The 21,546-nt window shown below is 70.6% G+C and carries 14 protein-coding genes; 10 read left to right on the forward strand and 4 right to left on the reverse strand.

What is annotated here, in order from left to right:
- The first annotated feature begins 71 nt into the window (after positions 1-71).
- From MKL09_RS08600 to MKL09_RS08610, 3 genes are all read left to right on the forward strand, one after another.
- Complete coding sequence (locus tag MKL09_RS08600; protein WP_244019521.1) at positions 72-263, forward strand: hypothetical protein; 192 nt, start codon at positions 72-74, stop codon at positions 261-263.
- A gap of 260 nt (positions 264-523) precedes the next feature.
- On the forward strand, positions 524-1,933 hold the full coding sequence (locus MKL09_RS08605) for a malonyl-CoA decarboxylase (protein ID WP_244019522.1): 1,410 nt from the start codon (positions 524-526) through the stop codon (positions 1,931-1,933).
- 153 nt (positions 1,934-2,086) lie between these two features.
- Positions 2,087-3,595 (forward strand): malonate--CoA ligase, encoded by a 1,509-nt coding sequence (locus tag MKL09_RS08610; protein WP_244019523.1) that lies wholly within the window; start codon positions 2,087-2,089, stop codon positions 3,593-3,595.
- Between the two features lie 46 nt (positions 3,596-3,641).
- On the opposite strand, the gene MKL09_RS08615 is transcribed toward MKL09_RS08610, so the two are convergent.
- The 4 genes from MKL09_RS08615 to MKL09_RS08630 all read right to left on the reverse strand — a co-directional run bounded on the left by MKL09_RS08615 (position 3,642) and on the right by MKL09_RS08630 (position 5,812).
- Positions 3,642-4,418 (reverse strand): hypothetical protein, encoded by a 777-nt coding sequence (locus MKL09_RS08615; protein ID WP_244019524.1) that lies wholly within the window; start codon positions 4,416-4,418, stop codon positions 3,642-3,644.
- Between the two features lie 91 nt (positions 4,419-4,509).
- Positions 4,510-4,890, reverse strand: a complete 381-nt coding sequence (locus MKL09_RS08620) for a DUF3618 domain-containing protein (protein ID WP_058193606.1) — start codon at positions 4,888-4,890, stop codon at positions 4,510-4,512.
- The gene (locus MKL09_RS08625; protein WP_244019525.1) at positions 4,887-5,300 is read right to left on the reverse strand and encodes a phage holin family protein; all 414 of its coding nucleotides are present in this window, start codon (positions 5,298-5,300) and stop codon (positions 4,887-4,889) included. The genes MKL09_RS08620 and MKL09_RS08625 overlap by 4 nt, the downstream gene beginning before the upstream one ends.
- A 2-nt stretch (positions 5,301-5,302) precedes the next feature.
- Entirely contained in the window at positions 5,303-5,812 is a 510-nt protein-coding gene (locus MKL09_RS08630; RefSeq protein ID WP_244019527.1) for a hypothetical protein, read from the reverse strand.
- Positions 5,813-6,270: 458 nt separating this feature from the next.
- On the opposite strand from MKL09_RS08630, the gene MKL09_RS08635 reads away from it, so the two are divergent.
- From MKL09_RS08635 to MKL09_RS08665, 7 genes are all read left to right on the forward strand, one after another.
- Positions 6,271-7,692, forward strand: coding sequence for a trehalose-6-phosphate synthase (locus MKL09_RS08635; protein WP_244019528.1), 1,422 nt, complete (start codon positions 6,271-6,273; stop codon positions 7,690-7,692).
- A 285-nt stretch (positions 7,693-7,977) separates the two neighbouring features.
- Positions 7,978-10,086 carry a glycogen debranching protein GlgX gene (gene glgX, locus MKL09_RS08640; RefSeq protein ID WP_244019529.1) on the forward strand — a complete coding sequence of 703 codons (2,109 nt, stop codon included), beginning with the start codon at positions 7,978-7,980 and terminating at the stop codon, positions 10,084-10,086.
- 182 nt (positions 10,087-10,268) lie between these two features.
- Positions 10,269-10,493, forward strand: a complete 225-nt coding sequence (locus MKL09_RS08645) for a hypothetical protein (RefSeq protein WP_244019530.1) — start codon at positions 10,269-10,271, stop codon at positions 10,491-10,493.
- Positions 10,494-10,496: 3 nt separating this feature from the next.
- Complete coding sequence (locus MKL09_RS08650; RefSeq protein WP_244019531.1) at positions 10,497-11,057, forward strand: type II toxin-antitoxin system VapC family toxin; 561 nt, start codon at positions 10,497-10,499, stop codon at positions 11,055-11,057.
- Between the two features lie 174 nt (positions 11,058-11,231).
- Entirely contained in the window at positions 11,232-13,037 is a 1,806-nt protein-coding gene (gene treZ, locus MKL09_RS08655; RefSeq protein WP_244019532.1) for a malto-oligosyltrehalose trehalohydrolase, read from the forward strand.
- Positions 13,034-17,941, forward strand: a complete 4,908-nt coding sequence (locus MKL09_RS08660; RefSeq protein WP_244019533.1) for a malto-oligosyltrehalose synthase — start codon at positions 13,034-13,036, stop codon at positions 17,939-17,941. The genes treZ and MKL09_RS08660 overlap by 4 nt, the downstream gene beginning before the upstream one ends.
- Positions 17,942-18,090: 149 nt before the next feature.
- Positions 18,091-21,492 carry a maltotransferase domain-containing protein gene (locus tag MKL09_RS08665; protein ID WP_244019534.1) on the forward strand — a complete coding sequence of 1,134 codons (3,402 nt, stop codon included), beginning with the start codon at positions 18,091-18,093 and terminating at the stop codon, positions 21,490-21,492.
- The last annotated feature ends 54 nt before the right edge of the window (positions 21,493-21,546 follow it).

Consider the following 21,546-nt stretch of genomic DNA (forward strand, 5'->3'; position numbering starts at 1 on the left):
CGGGATACGGTTTCGGGGCCGGGTTCGTTCCGCGCGGGCACGTCCGGAACCACCGCAGCAGGGAGTACGGGATGCCGAACTACCGCGTCGAGTTCGCCAAGGAGATCCTCGGGGTGCCCTTCACCATCGGGTCCGTCGCGATCATGCGGGCCCGCGATCCGGAGCGCGCCCGCCGGGCCGCCGAACTCCGCTTCGCCCGCCAGCACGGCCTCGGCGACTGGCGGGAGCTGGCCGACCTCGCCACCGTGGCCGAGCGGCTCTGACCGGACGGACTCGACCCGTCACATTGCCGTCGTCGCGAGGCTGCAGGCTGCACGTTTGCGGCGCTCCGCGACCGCTCAAGCTCTGGTCGCCGCGTCCGTGCCGCCGTAGAATGGCAGTGGAACCGGCGATCTGAGCCGACCGGCCTGCACAGGCCCGGTTCGTCCCGGTTCGACAGTTTCGCGCGCCTCCGACCGACGAGCCGGCGTCACGGGTCCGGGCGCGCTTCGGGTCCGGTCCGACAGGGGTCAGTGCGAGGGTCATGGCGGCGATCTCCTTCTTCGGCGACCTGCTCCAGACCATCAGCGAGCGCGGTCGCGACCTGATCGGCATCGGCCGCGGCGACATGGCCGGCCGGGCCAGCGCGAGCGAACTGGTCAAGCTGTGCGAGGACCTGATCTCCCGGCGCGGCGAGGCCTCCGGGGTGGCCCTGGCCCGGCTGATCCTGGACCGCTACGCCAGCTTCGGCCAGGCGGAGCGCCACGCCTTCCTGCGGGCGATCGCGCTGGATTTCGACGCGGACCACGCCGCCGTCGACGAGGCGATCGCCGCCTACCGGGCCGACCCGACCCGCGCCCGCCTCGGCACCCTGCACGAGGCCGCCGAGCCCCGCAGCCAGGAGTTGATCCGCCGCCTCAACCTCGCCCGCGGCGGCACGCTCAGCCTGGTGCGGATGCGCGAGGACCTGTTCGATCTGCGCAAGGCGCTGCGCAAAGGCGCCGACGCGGAGCCCGCGGTGCTGGACGCGGTCGACAGCCTCGATTCCGATTTCGAGCACCTGTTCGCCTCCTGGTTCAACCGGGGCTTCCTGGTGCTGCGGCACATCGACTGGACCACGCCCGCCCATATCCTGGAAAAGATCATCCGGTACGAGGCGGTGCACGCGATCACCGGCTGGGACGACCTGCGCGCCCGGATCGAGCCGCCGGACCGGCGCTGCTTCGCGTTCTTCCACCCGGCGCTCTCCGACGAGCCGCTGATCTTCGTGGAGGTGGCGCTCACCGACCAAGTCGCGCCGGCCATCGCCCCGATCCTGTCGCGGGAGCGCAAGCCGCTGCAGCCGCGGGCGGCGACCACGGCGATCTTCTACTCGATCTCCAACTGCCAGAAGGGGTTGGCCGGCGTCACCTTCGGCAATTTTTTGATCAAGCAGGTGGTGGAGGACCTGACCCGCGAAGTGCCATCGCTCAAGACCTTCGTGACCCTCTCGCCGGTGCCGGGCTTCGCCGCCTGGCTCGCCCGGGAGCGCCGGGCCGACAGCCCGCAGGGCCTGCTGCCCGAGGATGTCGAGGTCTTGCGGGCGCTGGACGATCCGGACTGGCACGCCGACAAGACCCGGGCCGAGGCGGTGCGCAAGGCGCTGATCCCGGCCGCGGCCGCCTATTTCCTGCGCGCCAAGAACGAGCGCGGGCGCCCGCTCGACCCAGTGGCCCGGTTCCATCTCGGCAACGGCGCCCGGCTCGACCGGATCAACTTCCTCGGCGATACCTCGCAGAAGGGCCTGACCCAGTCGCACGGGCTGATGGTGAACTACCTCTACGACCTCGCCGCGATCGAGAAGAACCACGAGACCTACGCCAATCTCGGCACCGTGGCGGCCTCTCCGGCCGTGACCCGGGAGCTGCACGCCAAGCTGCCGCCGCCGCGGGCGGTGGTGCTGGCCGAGGCGTGAGGCCGAGCCTTCCCACACCCTGGCGGGGATACTGGTTCGGGCATCGGCGGCCGGAGAACGTCATGGCGGAGCGCCGGCCCGCGATTGCGGGGCGATCGCGAACGGTTCTATGGCTGCGCGAACCCCGCGGTCCGTGATAGCTCCAGCCTCACGATGACGAACCACCTCTTCTCCCTGGTCCGGGACGGCGTCCCTGATCCCGCCAAGACCGTGATCGAGACGCCGGAAGGGCGCCGCTACAGTTACGCGGACCTGATCGCCCGCTCCGGCGCCTACGCGGCGGCCCTGCAGGCGGCGGGCGTGCGGCCCGGCGACCGGGTGGCGGTCCAGGTCGAGAAGAGTCCCGAGGTGATCTTCCTGTATCTCGGGGTGGTGCGGGCCGGCGCCGCGTTCCTGCCGCTCAACACCGCCTACACCCCGGCCGAGATCGGGTATTTTCTCGGCGATGCCGAGCCCGCGATCTTCGTCTGCGATCCGGGCCGGCGCGAGGCCCTGGCGCAGGCCGCTTCCGGCATCCGCGAGGTCTGGACCCTGGATGCGGCGGGGTCCGGCAGCGCCGCCGAGGCCGCGGACCGGCAGGTCGGCGATTTCACGGACGTCCCAAGGGGGCCGGACGACCTCGCCGCGATCCTCTACACCTCGGGCACGACCGGGCGCTCCAAGGGCGCCATGCTCACCCACGACAACCTCGCGTCGAATGCCCGCACGCTGGTGGATGTCTGGCGCTTCACCGAAGACGACGTGCTGATCCACGCCCTGCCGGTGTTCCACACCCATGGCCTGTTCGTGGCGACCAACACGGTGCTGGCGAGCGGCGGCACCATGCTGTTCCTGCCGCGCCTCGACCCGAAGCTGATCCTGAGCCTGATGGGCCGGGCGACCGCCCTGATGGGCGTGCCGACCTTCTACACGCGCCTCCTCAAGGAGCCCGGCCTCACCCAAGAGGCGGCCAGGGGCATGCGGCTGTTCGTGTCAGGCTCGGCCCCGCTGCTCGCCGAGACGCACCGGGAGTGGCAGGCGCGCACCGGCCACGCCATCCTCGAACGCTACGGCATGACCGAGACCAACATGAGCACCTCGAACCCCTACGCGGGGGACCGAGTCGCCGGCACGGTCGGCTTCCCCCTGCCGGGCGTGTCCCTGCGGGTGGTCGATCCGGAGACCGGGGCGGCGCTGGGTCCGGACGCGGTCGGGATGATCGAGGTCAAGGGCCCGAACGTGTTCCAGGGCTACTGGCGCATGCCCGAGAAGACCGAAGCCGAGTTCCGGCCGGACGGCTTCTTCATCACCGGCGACCTCGGCAAGGTCGATGCCCGGGGCTACGTCCACATCGTCGGGCGCGGCAAGGACCTGATCATCTCAGGCGGCTTCAACGTCTACCCGAAGGAGGTCGAGACCGAGATCGACGCCCTGCCGGGCGTGGTCGAATCCGCGGTGATCGGCCTGGCGCACCCGGATTTCGGCGAGGCGGTCACGGCCGTGGTGGTCGGCGGGACGGACGCCCCGGACGAGGCCGGGGTGCTGGCGGCCCTGGAGGGACGGCTGGCCCGGTTCAAATGCCCCAAGCGCGTTCTGTTCGTGGACGAATTGCCCCGCAACACCATGGGCAAGGTTCAGAAGAACCTGCTCCGCGAGGCCCATGCGGGGCTGTATCGGGGGTGAAAGAAATCGCCCGCTGACTTGAGGCCAGCGGGCGGGGAATGTGCCTTCAGAGGTTGTGCGCGGTCCGCTCGTTCGCCGGGGGCGTGGGCCCCTCGGGATCCGTCGCCTTGCGGACCGCCGCGTTGAGGTTGTCCGGATCGAGGGCGGTCTGGACGAACTCGCGGCCCATATTGGTCACCTCGCGGGCGTAGCGCAGGCCCTGGTCGCGCACCTCGTCGGCCCAGGGTCCGATGTTGCGGTCCTCCTGGCGGGTGCGCGGCAGCAAGGCGCCGAGCAGCAGGCCGGCGGCGACGCCGACGACGCCCACCAGAAGCGGGTTGTCGTCCACGAAGCGCTCGACCGTGCTGCGGCCGCGCTGGAGCCCGTCGATCCCCTGGGTGGTGATGTCGTCGAGCGCCCGCAGGTTGCGCTTGTGCAAGGCGCCGGCGCGCTCCCGGGCCTCGTCATAAGCCGAGGCGGCGCGGGAGCGGGCCTGATCGGCCACGCCGCCGAGGCGATCACCGATATCGTCGGCGAGATCCGATACGGTCTGGCGCGCCTGCCCGGCGAGGTCGCTGGCGCGGTCACCGGCCGCCTGGACACCGTCCTTGACGGAGGCGGCCGCATCGATCGGGTGCGTGGCGGCGCCGGGCGGCAGCGGATCGTGCAGGCCGCGCGGGTCGGGGCGGAGCGTGAAGTCGCCGGCCGCCTCGCCGGGACCCGGACGGGGATCGCCGTGGCCGGCCGGATCGGGCCGCAGGCTGGTATCGCTCGAGCCCGTCGGCATGCCTGCCGCGGCAGAAAGCTGATCGGGAAGGCTGGAGGGCGTCGGCTTGTCGGTCATGGCGGTGTCCTCGGATGTCCGTCTCGGCGACGCGGCGGGGCGTCGCGCATCCCGGCTGTCCGGCCGGGCTCGAATCGTCACGTCTCGGGCGTCAGATGTCGGTCTTCTCGAGAGGATCGCGCAGCGGGCGCGCCGTCGGCAGGTCGGGGTCGTAGCCGCGGGCCGTGCCGGTGTTGAGCGTGGCCACGCGCTCAGCCGAAACCTGGGTGCGGCGGCGCTCAGCATCCCGGGCCATCCGGTTGAACAGCAGCCCCACCCCGGCGGCGATCAGCAGGACCGGCACGGGGTTGCGGCGCACCGCCTCCAGGGCACCGTCATAGACGCCGCTCAGCGCAGGCGTGCGCCGGGCATTGCCCAGCATCTCGTCCACGATGTTCGGAACCGAGAGCTTCCCCTGGATCTGGTCGATCGTGTCGTCGAGCCGCGCCCGGCTCGCCTCGATCTCCTTTTCGAGGTCGGTCATCGAACTCATCCGGATACGCGCTCCGACAGGGCCTGGGCATCCTGGCGAACTTGGCGCGTCGTGCGCGTCGGCGCCAGGGTGGAGAGGGAGAGGACGCTGCGCGCCCACAGGGCCATGCCGACCGCGACGACCAGCAGGACGCCGCCGACGATCAGCGCCGAGAGCCACTCGGAGCCGACGATCGTGGCGAGCCACTTCACGAGGGCGCCGATCAGGACCAGCAGGGCGACCACGGCGAAGACCGCCGAGCCGACCATGCAGGCCAAGCCGACGATGAGCTGGCAGACATTGCCCGCCATCTCGGCGCGGAACAGCGCGATCTCCTTGCGGGCGAGCTCGTTGGTCTCCCGCAGGGCATCGCCGATCAGGCTCTGGATGCTCGAAGCGCCGGGTTGGCGCGGATCAGGTCCCTGGGCCATCGTCAGGCCCGGAAGCTGTCGCGGGCGTCGCCGTCGGGCGCTTCCGGCGGCAGGCTCGACGACTTGATGAACCGGGCGGCGATCAGGCCGGCCACGAAGGTGCCGACCGCCACCGCCACCGGGGCGCGCCGGGCGAAGGCCTCGGCCTCGCCGTAGAAGTCACCGAGGCTCCGCCGCTCGATCGAGGAACCGAGCTGCTCCAGCCCGTCGGCGGCGCTGTCGAAGAAGGCGCGCACATGCGGCTTGTCGCCGAGCTCGCGGCCGGAATTGCGGATCGTCTGCGCCAATTCGTGGACCGATTGCGCCGCGTCGCTCTTGCGCTGCTCGACGTAATCCTGCGCCTGGAGCCGCGCCGCGTCGATCAGCCCGCGACCGCGCTCGGCGGCCTCGTCGGCCAGACCCTCGACGTCGCCCTGCAGGGCGCGCCACTGGGGGCGTTCGCCGGGTCCATCGTGCCGCGAATCCTTCAGCGGATCCTTCGGCGCGTCCTGCGGGAACTCGTTGCCGGCCATCTCGAACACACTCCTCGCGGCGCAGGGACGGCGCCGCTCGCGGCGACCGCGGCCCCCGCGATGGCTGAGTAACCGGCTGGGCTGTCACCGGTTCCGGTCGGTTCCGAAGGACCGGTCCGCCCGGGTCCGCGGCCATCGCTCAGCCGGCGTTCAGACGCGGTCTGGCAGAACCGCCGCGCTTGCACAACGGCAACGCTTCGGCAGCGTTTCAACGCGTCCCGCGCTTCGCTGTGCGGCGTCTTTTGAGGCTGCCGGACCGCGCCTCGAGCACCGGACAGGGCGGCGCTCCTGTCCGGTGCGACGGGGTGCTCGACTTGACCCGCGCCCGGCTTCACGCTTGGGTTGCTTCGACAAAGGATCGCGCAGGGACTCCGCGCGTTCTGCTACTTAAGAAGTCCCGATGCAGGCGCGGCGAGATCCTCGACTCGACCCGCGCCCATGATCCGGAGCCGACCCGCGTGGCACGCCTTGTGATCGTATCGAACCGCGTCGCCATCCCGGAGGAGGGCGGCAAGGCGGTCGCGGCGGGTGGCCTCGCCGTCGCCGTGAAGGAGGCGTTCACCGCCTATGAGGGGCTGTGGTTCGGCTGGAGCGGCAACATCACGGAGGAGCCCTCCGAGGAGCCGACCCTGATCGATCGGGGCCGGGTCCAGTACGCGGTGGTCGACCTCTCGCCGCAGGACCACCTGGAATATTACGCCGGCTTTGCGAATCGGGCGCTGTGGCCGATCATGCATTACCGGCTCGGCCTGGGCGCGTTCTCGCGCTCGGACTATGCCGGCTATTGCCGCGTCAACCGGATCTTCGCCCGGGCGCTCGCCAAGCTGGTGGAGCCCGACGACATCATCTGGGTGCACGATTACCATCTGCTGCCGCTGGCCGCGGAACTGCGCGGCCTCGGGCTCGACAACCCGATCGGCTATTTCCACCACATCCCCTGGCCCGCCGCCGACGTGTTCAACTCGCTGCCGGCGAGCACCGAATTGCTGCGCGCCATCGTCGATTACGACCTGATCGGCCTGCAGACCGAGGCCGACGTCCAGAACCTGCAGCGCAACCTGGTCGACACCCAGCGGGCGATCCCGCTCGGCGGCGGCTCGCTGATGGTCGACGGGCGCCGCACCCGGATCCGCGCCTTCCCGATCGGCATCGACGTCGCCGGCTTCAAGGAGGCCGCCGAGAAGGCCAACGCCAACAAGGTGGTGCGCGAGACCATCGCGGGCCTGCGCACCCGCAAGCTGCTGATCGGCGTCGACCGGCTGGATTATTCCAAGGGCGTGTCCGAGCGGATGGAGGCGGTGGAGAGCTTCTTCGCCTCGAATCCCGACCAGCGCGGCAACGTCACCTACATCCAGATCACCCCGAAATCCCGCAGCGAGGTGCCGGAATACGAGCAGCTCTCCCGGGACGTGAACGAGAAGGTCGGCGAGATCAACGGCGCGCTCGGCGACCCGGCCTGGACGCCGATCCAGTACATCACCAAGGCCTATCCGCGCCCGGTTCTGGCCGGCCTCTACCGGGCGGCCCGGGTCGGCCTGGTCACGCCGATGCGCGACGGCATGAACCTCGTCGCCAAGGAATACGTGGTCGCGCAGAGCGAGGACGATCCCGGCGTGCTGGTCCTGTCGAAATTCGCCGGGGCGGCCCGGCAGATGCCCGAGGCGCTGCTGATCAACCCCTACGACCGGTTCGAGGTCGCGGAGGCGATCCGCTCCGCGTTGTACATGCCCAAGGCCGAGCGCCTGGCCCGCTGGAAGCCGATGGTCGAGCGCATGACCCGCGAGGACGTCGATTGGTGGGCGCGCAACTTCCTGTCGGAGCTGGAGAATTTTCGAACCATGGAGCGCGAGGCGCCAACGGCGGCCGCGGCCGCCGAGTAGACGGTTCTTTTTCGCTGGCGCCGACGATGTCGATACCGCTTTGAAGCGCCATCGCCTTGGCTGGTCACGCCGCGCCCCCCCTCCCGCACGGGAGAGGGGACCCGAGCCTCATCCGGTCGACGACGTGATCGCATGCCCCGTGCCGATCCGTATCGCCCGCGGGCCAGGCGGGGACAGGGAAGGGCGCGGTGTTCCAAGCGCCTTGCCGTCAGCCCCCAGGGTTGACCTCGCCCTCCGGCACCGGCAAGCGCATCCGCCCACCTCCCGAAAAACCGGACCCTGCCCATGATCGCCGTCGATGACGGGGTGCCGGCGCCGCTCGGCGCGCATTTCGAGGGGCGCGGGGTGAACTTCGCCCTGTTCTCCGAGCACGCCACCGCGGTGGACATCTGCCTGTTCGAGCCGGGGGAGCGGCACGAGACCCGCACGGTCCGGCTGCCCTGCCGCACCGACGATGTCTGGCACGGCTACCTGCGCGGGGTGCTGCCGGGCCAGCTCTACGGCTACCGGGTGCACGGCCCCTGGGACCCGGCGAACGGCCACCGGTTCAACGCCTCGAAGCTGGTGCTCGACCCCTATGCCCGCGAGATCCGCGGCCGGATCCGCTGGCACGACGCGCTCTACGGCCATCGCCGGGGCCGGGAGGACCGGATCGACCGGCGCGACAGCGCGGTCTACATGCCCAAGGGCGTGGTCACCGCCCCCGAGGTGCCCGACCTCGCGCTGGCCCCCCTGCGCCGGCCGCTCACCGAGACCGTGGTCTACGAGGCCCACGTCAAGGCGCTGACCCGCACCCATCCCGACATCCCGGAAGCCGAGCGCGGCACCTACGCGGCTTTGGCCCACCCGGCGATCATCGCGCACCTGGTCAAGCTCGGGGTCACCGCCCTGGAGCTGCTGCCGATCCAGGCTTTTGCGGACGACCGCTTTCTGGTGGAGAAGGGGCTCGTCAATTTCTGGGGGTACCAGCCCCTGGGCTACTTCGCCCCGGATCCGCGCTATCTCGGAGAGGGCGGGTTGGGCGGGCTCAAGGCGGCGATCCGCGAGCTGAACGCTGCCGGGATCGAGACCTGGCTCGACGTGGTCTACAACCACACCGCCGAGGGCGATCACAGCGGCCCGACCCTGTCGTTCCGCGGCATCGACAACGCCAGCTACTACAAGCTCGACCCCGCGGACCGGCGCCGCACCGTCGATTGCACCGGCTGCGGCAATACCTTCGACGTCAGCCACCCGCGGGTGATGCAGCTGGTGCTCGATTCCCTGCGCCACTGGGTCACCGCCTACGGCATCGCCGGCTTCCGGTTCGACCTCGCCTCGAGCCTCGGGCGCGCGCCCCTGGCGTTCACCCCACAGGCGGCGTTCTTCCAGGCGGTGGTGCAGGATCCGGTGCTCGCCCGGGTGAAGATGGTGGCCGAGCCCTGGGATATCGGGGAAGGCGGCTACCAGCTCGGCGGCTATCCGCGCGGCTGGAGCGAGTGGAACGACAAGTTCCGCGACGCCGCCCGCGGCTTCTGGAAGGGCGATTCCGGCACCCTGGCGAAGCTGACCCAGGGGCTGACCGGCTCGCGCGAGGTGTTCGCCCCGTCCCGGCGCTCGCCGCTGGCCAGCGTCAACTTCATCGCCAGCCACGACGGCTACACCCTGGCCGACACGGTGGCGTACGAGCAGAAGCACAACGAGGCCAACGGCGAGGACAACCGCGACGGCCACGGCCACAACGTCAGCTGCAATTACGGCGTCGAGGGCGACACCGACGACGTGGGCATCCTGGCCCTGCGCGCCCGCCAAAAGCGCAACATGCTGGCGACCGTGATGCTGGCCCAGGGCGTGCCGATGCTGCTGATGGGCGACGAGCGCTCGCGCAGCCAGGGCGGCAACAACAACGCCTACGCCCAGGACAACCCGATCAGCTGGATGGACTGGACCAGCGACCCGGACCCGAAACTCGCCGGGTTCGTGGCCAATCTCCTGGCCCTGCGCCGGGCGCAGCCGGCCCTGCGGCGGCGGACCTTCTTCACCGGCGCTCCGGTCGGCCCGGACTCGCCCTTGCGGGACGTGCACTGGCTCGCCCCCGAGGGCACCGAGATGGAGAACCGCCATTGGGCCGATGACGGCCTGCAGGTGTTCGGCATGCAGATCGGCAATGACGGGGCCGGCCACCGCCTGCTGCTGCTGTTCAATGCCGGAACGAGGGCCATCGACTTCCGCCTCGCCCCGGTGATCGGCGGCCCCTGGCTGCCGGTCTTCGACACGGGCGCGGCCACCGGCACGGTCCCGCCGGACGCTCCGTCCTACGGGCCGGACGACGCGGTGCCGCTGCCGGGCCGCTCGGTCCTGGTGCTCACCGCGGCGGGCGTGGAGGCGCGGGGCGGGTGGGTGCCCGCGGGTTGAGAACGGGGCCCAGTTCGAGCCGGTCGTAGCGAGTTGATTGCACCCGGAGGTCCTGCGGGTTACGTTGCCTGATCATACGATTTGTTGAACATCGTCGGAGCATCGCCATGGCTGGAGATCGTTCGCAGCCGAGGCTGGCCTCAGGGACTGAGACATCCCTTGCCCCTTCCGTCACCGCCGTCATGGCCCGCGCGCAGGAAAGCGGCTTGACCCGGGGCAAGGCCAGCCGGATCTCCGGACGCGTCGCGCCCGAATTGATCGAACGCGCCAAAGCCCGGACGGGGCTTCACTCCGATACCGCGCTGATCGAGTTCGCGCTCGCCAACATCGCCATCGAGGATGGCTTCGCGGACGTGTTCCGCACGCTGCGGGCATCGGTCGACCCGGAACTCGACCTGAACTTCTAGCCAGTGGCCTTCACCTTCAAGGCCGCGGAACGGCTGCGTCGGCAGGCACCGAAGACGGCGTTGCAGCGCCGGGACGATACCGCCTTGCCCTTCCTGGAGGGGCAAGCGCAGGCGGGCCGTCCGCTCCTGCTCGATACCTGTGTCTACATCGACCAGATGCAGGGGCGGGCACCGCCGCTGGTCGAAGACCTCCTCGGCATCCGGATCGTGAACCACAGCACCGTCGCCATCCAGGAGTTGATGCACACGGTGGGGGTCCTCGATCCCAAGGACCCTCGCAGCGCCCAGGCCGTCGCGGCAATCGGAACCGCGATCGACGCGATGCCGGCACACCGGATCTTCACGCCCGACGCCGAGATCCTGGGAAGCGCCGCAATCTATGCGGGCATGCTCTGTCGGATCCAGGGCTATGCAAAGGACGACCGCATGGGCGCACTCCATGACTGCGTCCTGTTCCTGCAGGCGCTCAAGCTCGGCTTCTGCGTGCTGACCCGCAATCTGCGGGACTTCGACGCTCTGCTGCAGCTTCGCCCAGACGGCCAAGTCCTGTTCTATCGGACGTGATCCGGCCGCCGATCGCCCCGCCCCCCGCGCCATTTTTCGCACGGTTGTCGTCTCATCACGCCGCCATAGCTGCGCTGCGGGAACCGGATCGGGCCCGGGGCCTTCTCCCACCACAATGAGCCCCGCCGCGCTTGTCCCCCGGGGCGCACGGCCAACGACGAGGACCGTGGCCCGATGCGGCGCGCCCACAGCATGGATTTCGGAGCCGAGATGGTGGAGGGCGGCGTGCGCTTCGCCCTCTGGGCGCCGACCGCCAAGAGCGTCGAGCTCGTCGTCGACGGCATCGACCATCCCCTGCCGGAATCCGGCGGCGGCTGGCGGCGCACCGCCCTGCCCGGGGTGAAGCCTGGCGCCCGCTATGGCTTCCGCATCGACGGCGACCTCGTGGTGCCGGACCCCGCCTCGCGCTTCCAGCCGGACGACGTTGCGGGCCTGAGCGAGGTGGTCGATGCCCGCGCTTTCGCGTGGTCCGACGAGGCCTGGACCGGACGGCCGTTCGAGGAGGCGGTGATCTACGAGTGCCATGTCGGCACCGCGACGCCCGAGGGCACCTATGCCGGCCTGCAGGCGCGCCTACCCGACCTCAAGGCGCTCGGCATCACGGCGATCGAATTGTTGCCGCTCGCCGACTTCAAGGGCTCGCGCAACTGGGGTTACGACGGGGTCCTGCCCTACGCGCCTGACGGCGCCTATGGCCGCCCGGACGACCTCAAGCGCCTGATCGACGCCGCCCACGGGCTCGGCCTGATGGTCTATCTCGACGCGGTCTACAACCATTTCGGCCCGGCTGGGAATTACCTCCACGCCTATGCCAAGACCTTTTTCACCGAGCGCCACCAGACGCCCTGGGGCGCCGGCATCAACTTCGACGGCAAGGAGAGCGGCGCGACCGTGCGGCAGTTCTTCATCCAGAACACCCTGTACTGGCTGGAAGAATACCATTTCGACGGCCTGCGCTTCGACGCCGTCCACGCCATCCTCGACGATTCGCCGCGCCACTTCCTGGCCGAGCTCGGCGAGACGGTCCGCAAGACCTTTCCGGACCGCCAGATCCACCTGATGCTGGAGAACGAGGCCAACCAGGCCCGCTGGCTGGAGCGCGACGCCGCCGGGCGGCCGAAGATGCACGACGCGCAATGGGCCGACGACCTGCACCATTGCTGGCACGTGCTGCTCACCGGCGAGGATGCCGGCTATTATCAAAGCTTTGCCGACAAACCCGTCGAACGCTTGGCCCGCTGCCTGGCGGAAGGTTTTGCCTATCAGGGCGAGCCGTTCTCGACCCTGGGCAACCATCCGCGCGGCGAGCCCTCGGCGCACCTGCCGCCCTCTTCCTTCGTGACCTTCCTGCAGAACCACGACCAGGTCGGCAACCGGGCGCTGGGCGAGCGGCTGAACCATCTGGCCGACCCGAAAAAGCTCGATCTCGCCCGGGCCGGCTTTCTGCTGGCGCCGCAGATCCCGATGCTCTGGATGGGCGAGGAATGGTCGGCCTCGACGCCGTTCCTGTTCTTCGTCGACTTCGCCCCGGATACGGACCTCAACACCGCGGTGCGCGAGGGCCGCCGCCGGGAGTTCAAGAGCTTCGCCGCGTTCGCCGACGACACCTCGAAGATCCCGGATCCGACCGAGCACGAGACGTTCGCGGCCTCGAAGCTCGACTGGGCGGAGCGGGATCGCGCGCCGCACCGGGAGGTGCTGGCCGAGACCACGCGCCTGCTGGGTCTAAGACGGGATGTCGTGGTGCCGCTGGCGAAGTCCGGCTACCAGGGCGCCGCCGCCACCCTGCCGCGGGCCGACGTGGTCGATTGCACCTGGCGGTTCGGCGCCGGCACCCTGCGGTTCGTCGCCAATCTCGGGGACGCGGCCTTCGCGGTGGATCCGGGCGATGCCCGGGTGGTCTGGACCAACGCCCCCGATCAGACCGGACGGGACCTGCCTCCCTGGACCGGCCTGTTCCTGACGGAGCCCCGCTCGTGAGCCCCCTCGAAAAACTCGCCGACCTCGTCGGCGTCGCCGCCGGCTATACCGACGCCTTCGGCCAGCCAGTCGAGACCTCCCTGGAGGTGCGGCGCGGCCTGCTGGCGGCGCTCGGCTTCGCGGTCGAGGACGAGGCTGGCGTGGCCCAGAGCCTCGCCCAGGTCGAAGCCCTGCGCTGCGGCCTCGTCCCGCCACTGCTGCCCGTGGAGGCCCGGCGCACCGCCCGGGTGCCGGTGCGCGTCCAGGACGGCGCCCCGCACACCCTGGTCTGGCGCCTCGTGGACGAGCGCGGCGCCGCCCGCGAGGGTCGGGCCAACCCGCAGGGGGCCGAGCCCGGCTTCGAGCTGCCGCCGCTGACCCCCGGCTATCACCGCCTCACCGTCCAGGCCGGCCGGATCCGGGCCGAATCCTGGGTGATCGCCGCGCCCCAGCGCTGCTGGCGCCCCCGGCCCTACACGGAGGAGGGCGCCTCCGACTGGGGCATGGCCGCGCAGCTCTACGGCCTGCGCTCGGCCACCAATATCGGCATCGGCACCTATGCGGATGCCGGCGAGGCCGCCCGCGAGGCGGCCCTGCGCGGGGCGGCGTTCCTCGGCTTGAGCCCGGTCCACGCCCTGTTCGGCTCCGACCGGACCAAGATCTCGCCCTACTCGCCGTCCTCGCGGCTGTTCCTCGAGACCCTGTTCATCGCGCCGCGCAGCCTGCCGGGGCTCGCCGGCTCCCGGGCCGAGGCGCTCTTGGCCGACCGCGCCGACGCGATCACGGCCCTGCGCGAGGCGGCGCTCGTCGACCACCAGGGCGTGGCCGACGTGCTCGACCCGGTGCTGCGCGCCCTCTGGCTGGACTCCCCGGCCCGGGCCGGCACCGACGCCGCGTTCGAGCGCTTCCGCCAGGAGGGCGGCGTCGACCTCGCCGCACACGCGGTGTTCGAGGCCCTGTCCGAGCATTTCCGGCAGCAGGGCGCCCATTGGCTCGGCGACTGGCCGGAGGAATACCGCCGCGCCGGCACCGACGCGGTCGTGGCCTTCGCGGCCGAGAAGGCCGAGGCGGTCGGCTACCACGCCTGGCTGCAATACCTCGCCGACCGCCAGCTCGCCGCGGCCTCGGCGGCGGCTCTGGGCTCCGGCATGCGGGTCGGGCTCTATCGCGACCTGGCGGTGGGCGCCGACCGGGGCGGCTCCGAGATCTGGTCGCATCCCGAGCGCTTCGCCGACCGGGTCTCGATCGGTGCGCCCCCGGACCTCTTGGCCCCCAAGGGCCAGAACTGGGGCCTGCCCGCCTTCGACCCGCTGGAGATGGAGCGGGACGGCCTCGCGGCGTTCCGGGCCCTGGTCCAGGCCAACATGCGCCATGCCGGCGCGATCCGGATCGACCACGCCTTCCAGCTCGCCCGGCTGTTCCTGATCCCGCTGGGGGCCGGCGCCCATGCCGGCGCCTACGTCGCCATGCCGTTCGAGCCGATGCTGGCGGTGCTGCGGCTGGAGAGCCACCGCAACAAGTGCCTGATCATCGCCGAGGATCTCGGCACCGCCCCCGAGGGTTTTTCCGACGCCCTGATGCGGGCCGGCGTGCTGAGCTACCGGATCCTGGCCTTCGAGCGGGAAGGCGACGGCCGGTTCAAGGCCCCCTCCGCCTATCCACGCGACGCGCTCACGGCCATCACCACCCACGACCTGCCGACCTTCGTCGGCTGGTGGCGCGGGGTCGACACCGACACCCGCCAGTCGCTGGGCCTGTACGATCAGGATCGCGCCGAGGCCGAGCGCAACGAGCGGGTGGTCGAGCGCCGCCGCCTCACCGAGGCGCTGGCCGGGGAGCAGCTGCTGCCGTCGGCCGAGCCGCCGGAGGCCGCGCCGTTCGAGGCCGCCGCCCGCTACCTCGCCCGCGCCCCCTCGATGCTGACCGCCGTGCAGTACGAGGACGTGGTCTCGGAACTGGCCCAGGCCAACGTCCCGGGCTCGACCGAGGGCTACCCGAACTGGCGGCGCAAGCTCGACCGGGACCTCGTCGCCATCGCCGCCCCGGGCGGCCCGCTCGCCAAGCTGGCGGCCTCGCTCTCGGCCGAGGCGCGGGGCCCGCGCTCGGGTTCCGCCCGGCTGGCGGCACCGCCGCCGCAATCGACCTACCGGCTGCAATTCCACAAGGACTTCACCTTCGCGGATGCAGAACGGATCGTCCCGTATCTCAAAAAACTCGGGATCAGCCACGTCTACGCCTCGCCGCTCCAGAAGGCGCGGCCCGGCTCGACCCACGGCTACGACATCGTCGACCACGGCGCGATCAACCCGGAGCTCGGTGGCGAGGCGGGCTTCGTCAAACTCTCCGAGACCCTGCACGGGCACGGGCTGAAGCTGCTGCTGGACATCGTCCCGAACCACATGGGCGTCGGCGGCTCCGACAACCCGTGGTGGCTCTCGGTGCTCGAATGGGGCTCCCTGTCGCCCTTCGCGGACGCGTTCGACATCGACTGGCAGCGCCTCGGCGCCGGCCGCAACCTGGTGATCCCGTTCCTGGGCGACCGCTACGGCGAGGCCCTGGAGAAGGGCACCCTGGAGCTGAAGTTCGACCCCGAGACCGGCGCCTTCAGCGTCTGGCACTACGAGCACCAGCTGCCGATCCGCCCCTTGAGCTACCCGACCATCCTCAACCGGGTGATCGCTGCCATCGGAGCCGTGGACGACGATACCACCGCGGAGCTGCTCGCCATCTCCGAACGCCTGCGCGCCATGGCGATCGACACCGACGAGACCCGCCGGAAGGGATTCCCGGAGGAGGCCGAGGGGCTCAAGCGCCGGCTCGCCGAGATCTACGGCGTCTCGACCCTGATCCAGGAGGCCACCGCCAGCACCCTGGCGCTGCTCAACGGCTTCAAGGGCCGCCCCGACAGCTTCGGGCCGCTGCACCGGCTGCTCGAGGCACAGGCCTACCGGCTGGCCCATTGGCGGGTTGCCTCGAGCGACATCAACTACCGCCGGTTCTTCGACGTGAACTCGCTGGCCGGCCTGCGGGTGGAGCTGTCCGACATCTTCCATCGCTCGCACGAGACCGTGTTCCGGCACATCCGCGAGGGCCGGATCGACGGGTTGCGCATCGACCATATCGACGGGCTCGCCGACCCGCAGGGCTACGCACGCGCGCTCCAGGCCGCCGTCGGCCCCGGCTTCTACGTGGTGGTGGAAAAGATCCTGGAGCCGGGCGAGCGGCTGCGGCCCTGGCCGGTGGCCGGGACCACGGGCTACGACGTGCTCAACCAGCTCGACGGCATCCTGGTGGATAAGGAACGCCGGGGGAAGATCCGACGGCTCTACGAATGGGCCTCGGGCTTCGACGAGCCCTACGGCTTCCAGCTGCGCGCCGCCAAGGCCGAGATCCTGGAGATCAGCTTCGCCAGCGAGCTGGAGGTGCTGACCACCGACCTGAAGGAGGTGGCCGACGCCGACCGGCGCACCCGCGACTTCACGGTCAACGCCCTGCGCCGGGCGCTGATCGAGATCATCGCCCGCTTCCCGACCTATCGCAGCTACCTGCCGCCGGAGCTGGAGGAGGGCGAGGTCGAGCCCGAGGACGTGCGCCTGATCGAGGGCGCGGTCGCCAAGGCGAAGCGCTGGTCGAACCTGCCCGACCGCTCGGTGCACGACTTCGCCGCCGAGGTCCTGCTCGGCCGCATCGAGACCGCCGGTCCCGGCCGCCCGGACCCGCGGGTGGTCTTACGGTTCCGCCGCCGGTTCCAGCAGCTCACCGGCCCGGTCATGGCCAAGAGCCTCGAGGACACGCTGTTCTACCGGTACAGCTGCCTGCTCGGCCTCAACGAGGTCGGCGGCGACCCGGGCGAGTACGGCATCGACGCGGAGCATTTCCACGATCTCCAGATCGCCCGCGCCCGCGACTGGCCGAACGCCATGATCACGACGGCGACCCACGACACCAAGCGCGGTGAGGATGCCCGGACCCGGCTGCTTGCCCTGTCCGAGATCCCGGAGGGCTGGGCCGGCGCCTGGGACCTGTGGCAGCGCACCGCCGGGCCGCACCTCGCCCGGATCGACGGCGAGCCGGCCCCGGACGCCAACGACCAGTGGATGTTCTTCCAGGCGATCCTCGGCGCCTGGCCGCTGGAGCTGCTGGAGCAGGACGAGACGGCCGCGATCGCGGACTTTCGCGATCGGCTGATCGCCTACGGCGAGAAGGCCATGCGCGAGGGCAAGCGCCGGTCGAGCTGGGTCAATGTCGACGAGGTCTACGAGGGCGCGGTCAAGAAGCTGTTTTCCGCGCTGATCGCCCCGGGCTCGGACTTCCTGCGCGAGCTGCGTCCCTTCGCCCGGCGGCTCGCCCATCTCGGCATGCTCGCCGGCCTCGGCCGCACGGTCCTGAAATGCACCCTGCCGGGCCTGCCCGACACCTACCAAGGCACGGAGGTCTGGGACTTTTCGTTCGTCGATCCCGACAACCGCCGCCCGGTGGATTACCCGGCGCTGGAGCGGATGCTCGAGCAGGGCGGCGAACCGGCCGCACTGCTGCCGCACTGGCCGGACGGGCGGGTCAAGCAGGCGACCCTGGCGCGGCTGCTCACCGAGCGGGCCGAGCGCCCGGCCTTCTACGCCAGCGCGGCCTACGAGCCGGTGGAGGCCACGGGCGCCCGGGCGGCCCACGTCATCGCCTACCGGCGGACCGACCCGGGCGAGGAGGGCGGCGACCTGTTCGTGGCGGTGCCGCGCCTGTTCGCGACCCTGGTCGGCGAGGCGGTCTGGTCGAGCGAGGCCTTCGCCGGCACCCGGGTCGATCTCGGCGCGGGCACGCGCTGGCGCGACCTCGTCTCGGGGCGGATCGTGGAGACCGGAGGGGAGGGGGCCGATCTCGGCCAGCTCCTGCGCGACCTGCCTTACGCAGTCCTGCGGCGGGAGCCGTGACGGCAGCGCCGACAGGCCCCTCCGCGGACCTGTCACGCGAATCTGCTGAGAGACGCACGGCGCGGGCCTGAAAATCCCCGCCGCCCGGCGCAAGGCACACCCGTGCAGTTCGGGCGTTACGAGACATGGACCAGGAGCCAGAGACCAGCATGAACGCACCGACCACCGCCGCCGCCGCGACGACCGGAGCTGAAGCCGTCCTGCCGGCCTCCCTGGCGCCCCGCGCCGCGGGGCCGCGGATCTACAACCTGTTCCCGCTCCTGGTCGGGCGCGTCTCGGACTGGACCGCCGAGCTGCCCCGGATCGCCTCGCTCGGCTTCGACTGGATCTACCTGAACCCGTTCCACCAGACCGGCGGCTCGCGGAGCCTCTACGCGGTGGCCGATCCCGAGCGGCTCGACGAGCGGTTCCGCGACCAGGACGGCACGCCGGACGACGAGCAGATCCGCCGGTTCTGCGCCGCCGCCAAGGCCGCCGGCCTGTCGGTGATGACCGACCTCGTGATCAACCACACCGCCGACAATGCCCGCCTCGCGACGGAGCGGCCCGACCTGTTCATGAAGGAGCCCGACGGCTCGATCATGCATCCGGCCGCCGTGGACCCGGACGATCCCTCGATCCGCACCGTCTGGGGCGATCTGGCCGAGCTCGACTATCACACGCCCGCAGCCCGGGACGAGCTGACCCGGATCTGGGGCGCCTACGTGGCCCGGCTCCAGGCGCTCGGCGTCGCCGGCTTCCGGTGCGACGCCGCCTACAAGGTCCCGCCCGAGACCTGGCGCATCCTGATCGGCGAGGCCAAGGGCCGCGATCCCGCCTGCCTGTTCGCCGCCGAGACCCTGGGCTGTACCTTCGAGGAGGCGAAGGCCACGGCCGGCGCCGGCTTCGACTACCTGTTCAACTCCTTCGCCTGGTGGGACCTGAAGAAGCCCTGGGCGCTGGAGCAGTACGAGCGCCTGCGGGTGCTGGCGCCCTCGATCGCCTTCCCGGAAAACCACGACATGAAGCGGCTGGCCGCCGAGATCGGCGGCGGTCCGGAGGCGGTGGCGCGGCACCTGCGCACCCGCTACGCGCTCGCCGCCTTCTTCTCGGCCGGCGTGCTAATGCCGATCGGCTACGAATGGGGCTACCGCCGGGCGCTGCACGTGGTCGAGACCACCCCGCGCGACCGGGAGAACGACACCGGCCTCGACATCTCCGCCTCGATCCGGGCGATCAACGCCCTGCGGGCCGAGCTGCCGGCCGCCAATGTCGAGGGCGCGCAAGCCCGCATCTCGGCACCCGACAGCGACCTCGTGGCGCTGGCCCGCTTCGACACCGGCCATCCGGCCTCGGCGCAGAACGCGCTGATCGTGCTGTACAATCCCACGGACAAGCCGGTGCCGGTGGAGGCCGGCGCGCTGATCGCCCGGACCGGCGGCATGCTCGGCGCCTTCGTCGACCGGACCCCCGAGGCCGAGCCGATCGCGTTCCATCCCGGCAGCGCCATCGACCTGCTGCCGGGCGAGCTGCGCATCCTCAGCGCCGGGCCCGCCCAGGTCGCCCAGCTGCCCGAGCGGGGCACGCCGGACGGCGAGGGGAGGGTGGTGATCGAGGCCGTGAGCCCGGAGATCGACGGCGGCCGCTCGGCGGTGAAGCGCATCGTCGGCGAATCCCTGCGGGTCGAGGCCGACATCTTCTCCGACGGCCACGAGGTGCTCGACGCCGCGATCCTGTCGCGGGTCGCCGGCACCGAGGCGTCTGGTGGCGGGATCTGGCGCGAGGACCCGATGGTCTTCGTCGACAACGACCGCTGGGCCGGGCAATTCCCCCTGGAGCGCAACGCCCGCTACGAATTCACCCTGATCGCCTGGCGCGACCCGTTCTCCTCCTGGGTGCGCGACACCCTGAAGAAGCGCGCCGCCGGCGTCGACATCCGGCTTGAGACGATCGAGGGCGTCACCCTGGTGGAGAGCGCCGCCTCGCTCGCCCGCGGCCGCGCCGCCGGTCGCGACGCGGAGCGGCTCGCCGCCCTGGTGGCGGCTCTGGCCGCGGAGGAGACCGGCTCGGTTGCCCAGCTCGAGCGGATCCTCCAGCCCGAGGCCGCGAGCCTCGTGCGCCGGAACGCCGAGCGGGTGAACCTCAGCCGCTATCCGGTGGTGCTGCCGGTGATCGCCGATCGCCTCGCCGCCCGGTTCTCCGCCTGGTACGAAATCTTTCCGCGCTCGCAATCGATGGACGTGAACCGCCACGGTACCTTCGACGACGTGATCAAGCGGCTCCCGGAGATCCGCGAGCTCGGCTTCGACGTGCTCTACTTCACGCCGATCCACCCGGTGGGCCGGACCAACCGCAAGGGCAAGAACAACACCCTCAAGGCTCTGCCCGGGGATGTCGGCTCGGTCTACGCGGTCGGCGCGGAGGAGGGCGGTCACGAGGCCGTGCACCCCGACCTCGGGACGCTGGAGGATTTCGAGCGGCTGGTGGCGGAAAGCCACGCCTACGGCATGGAGATCGCCCTCGACTTCGCGATCCAGTGCTCGCCGGACCATCCCTGGATCAAGAACCATCCGGAATGGTTCGAGTGGCGCCCCGACGGCACGCTGAAATTCGCCGAGAACCCGCCCAAGAAGTACGAGGACATCTCGAACGTCCATTTCTACGGGGGCGCCCTGCCCTCGCTCTGGATCGAATTGCGCGACATCCTGCTCGGCTGGTGCGCACGAGGCGTGCGGATCTTCCGGGTCGACAACCCGCACACCAAGCCGATCCCGTTCTGGGAATGGGTGATCTCCGAGGTCAACGGCCGCTATCCCGACGCGCTGTTCCTGGCCGAGGCCTTCACCCGGCCGAAGATGATGAAAAAACTCGCCAAGGCCGGCTACCAGCAGAGCTACACCTACTTCACCTGGCGCAACACCAAGCAGGAGCTGACCGAATACGCCCTGGAGCTCGCCGGCGAGATGGGCGAGTACTACCGCCCGAACTTCTTTGCCAATACGCCCGACATCAACCCGTACTTCCTCCAGACCAGCGGCCGGGCGGGCTTCGTGATCCGGGGGACGCTGGCCGCGACCCTGTCGTCGGTCTACGGCATCTACAACGGCTTCGAGCTGTGCGAGGCCGCCCCCTACCCGGGCAAGGAGGAGTATCTCAACTCCGAAAAATACGAGCTGAAGGCCTGGGACTACGACCGGCCCGGCAACATCCGCGAGCACATCGTCACGCTCAACAAGATCCGCCGCGAGAACCCCGCCCTCTGGGATTTCCGCAACGTGGTCTTCACCGGCGCGTCCAACGACCAGATCATCGCCTACGCCAAGGCGACGCCGGAGCGCGACAATTGCGTGTTCACCATGGTCAACCTCGATCCCAAGAGCCGCCAGGAATGCACCTACGAGGTGCCGCTCTGGCTGTTCGGCCTGCCCGATGACGGCGCCGTGGAGGTTGAGGACCTGCTCCAGGGCTACACGTTCGAGCTGCGGGGCAAGACCCACCGGATCGCGCTGGATCCGGCCGAGCGATCCTGCATCATCTGGCGTCTTCGGGCGCCGCGGCGGGTTGCGGGCTGAGGCCACCCGTGGCACCTCACCATGACTTCTAATTCCGGCGCCGGGCCCGCCCGT

Source organism: Methylobacterium sp. J-048, from assembly GCF_022829515.1.
GTDB lineage: Bacteria > Pseudomonadota > Alphaproteobacteria > Rhizobiales > Beijerinckiaceae > Methylobacterium.

What these genes read in the sequence shown, in the direction of transcription:
- MKL09_RS08610 (WP_244019523.1), top strand. Translation starts at nt 2,087, where the DNA reads ATGACGAACCACCTCTTCTCCCTGGTCCGGGACGGCGTCCCTGATCCC.
- MKL09_RS08620 (WP_058193606.1), bottom strand. Translation starts at nt 4,890, where the DNA reads ATGAGTTCGATGACCGACCTCGAAAAGGAGATCGAGGCGAGCCGGGCG.
- MKL09_RS08665 (WP_244019534.1), top strand. Translation starts at nt 18,091, where the DNA reads ATGAACGCACCGACCACCGCCGCCGCCGCGACGACCGGAGCTGAAGCC.
- MKL09_RS08630 (WP_244019527.1), bottom strand. Translation starts at nt 5,812, where the DNA reads ATGGCCGGCAACGAGTTCCCGCAGGACGCGCCGAAGGATCCGCTGAAG.
- treZ (WP_244019532.1), top strand. Translation starts at nt 11,232, where the DNA reads ATGCGGCGCGCCCACAGCATGGATTTCGGAGCCGAGATGGTGGAGGGC.
- MKL09_RS08615 (WP_244019524.1), bottom strand. Translation starts at nt 4,418, where the DNA reads ATGACCGACAAGCCGACGCCCTCCAGCCTTCCCGATCAGCTTTCTGCC.
- MKL09_RS08625 (WP_244019525.1), bottom strand. Translation starts at nt 5,300, where the DNA reads ATGGCCCAGGGACCTGATCCGCGCCAACCCGGCGCTTCGAGCATCCAG.
- MKL09_RS08600 (WP_244019521.1), top strand. Translation starts at nt 72, where the DNA reads ATGCCGAACTACCGCGTCGAGTTCGCCAAGGAGATCCTCGGGGTGCCC.
- glgX (WP_244019529.1), top strand. Translation starts at nt 7,978, where the DNA reads ATGATCGCCGTCGATGACGGGGTGCCGGCGCCGCTCGGCGCGCATTTC.
- MKL09_RS08645 (WP_244019530.1), top strand. Translation starts at nt 10,269, where the DNA reads ATGGCCCGCGCGCAGGAAAGCGGCTTGACCCGGGGCAAGGCCAGCCGG.
- MKL09_RS08605 (WP_244019522.1), top strand. Translation starts at nt 524, where the DNA reads ATGGCGGCGATCTCCTTCTTCGGCGACCTGCTCCAGACCATCAGCGAG.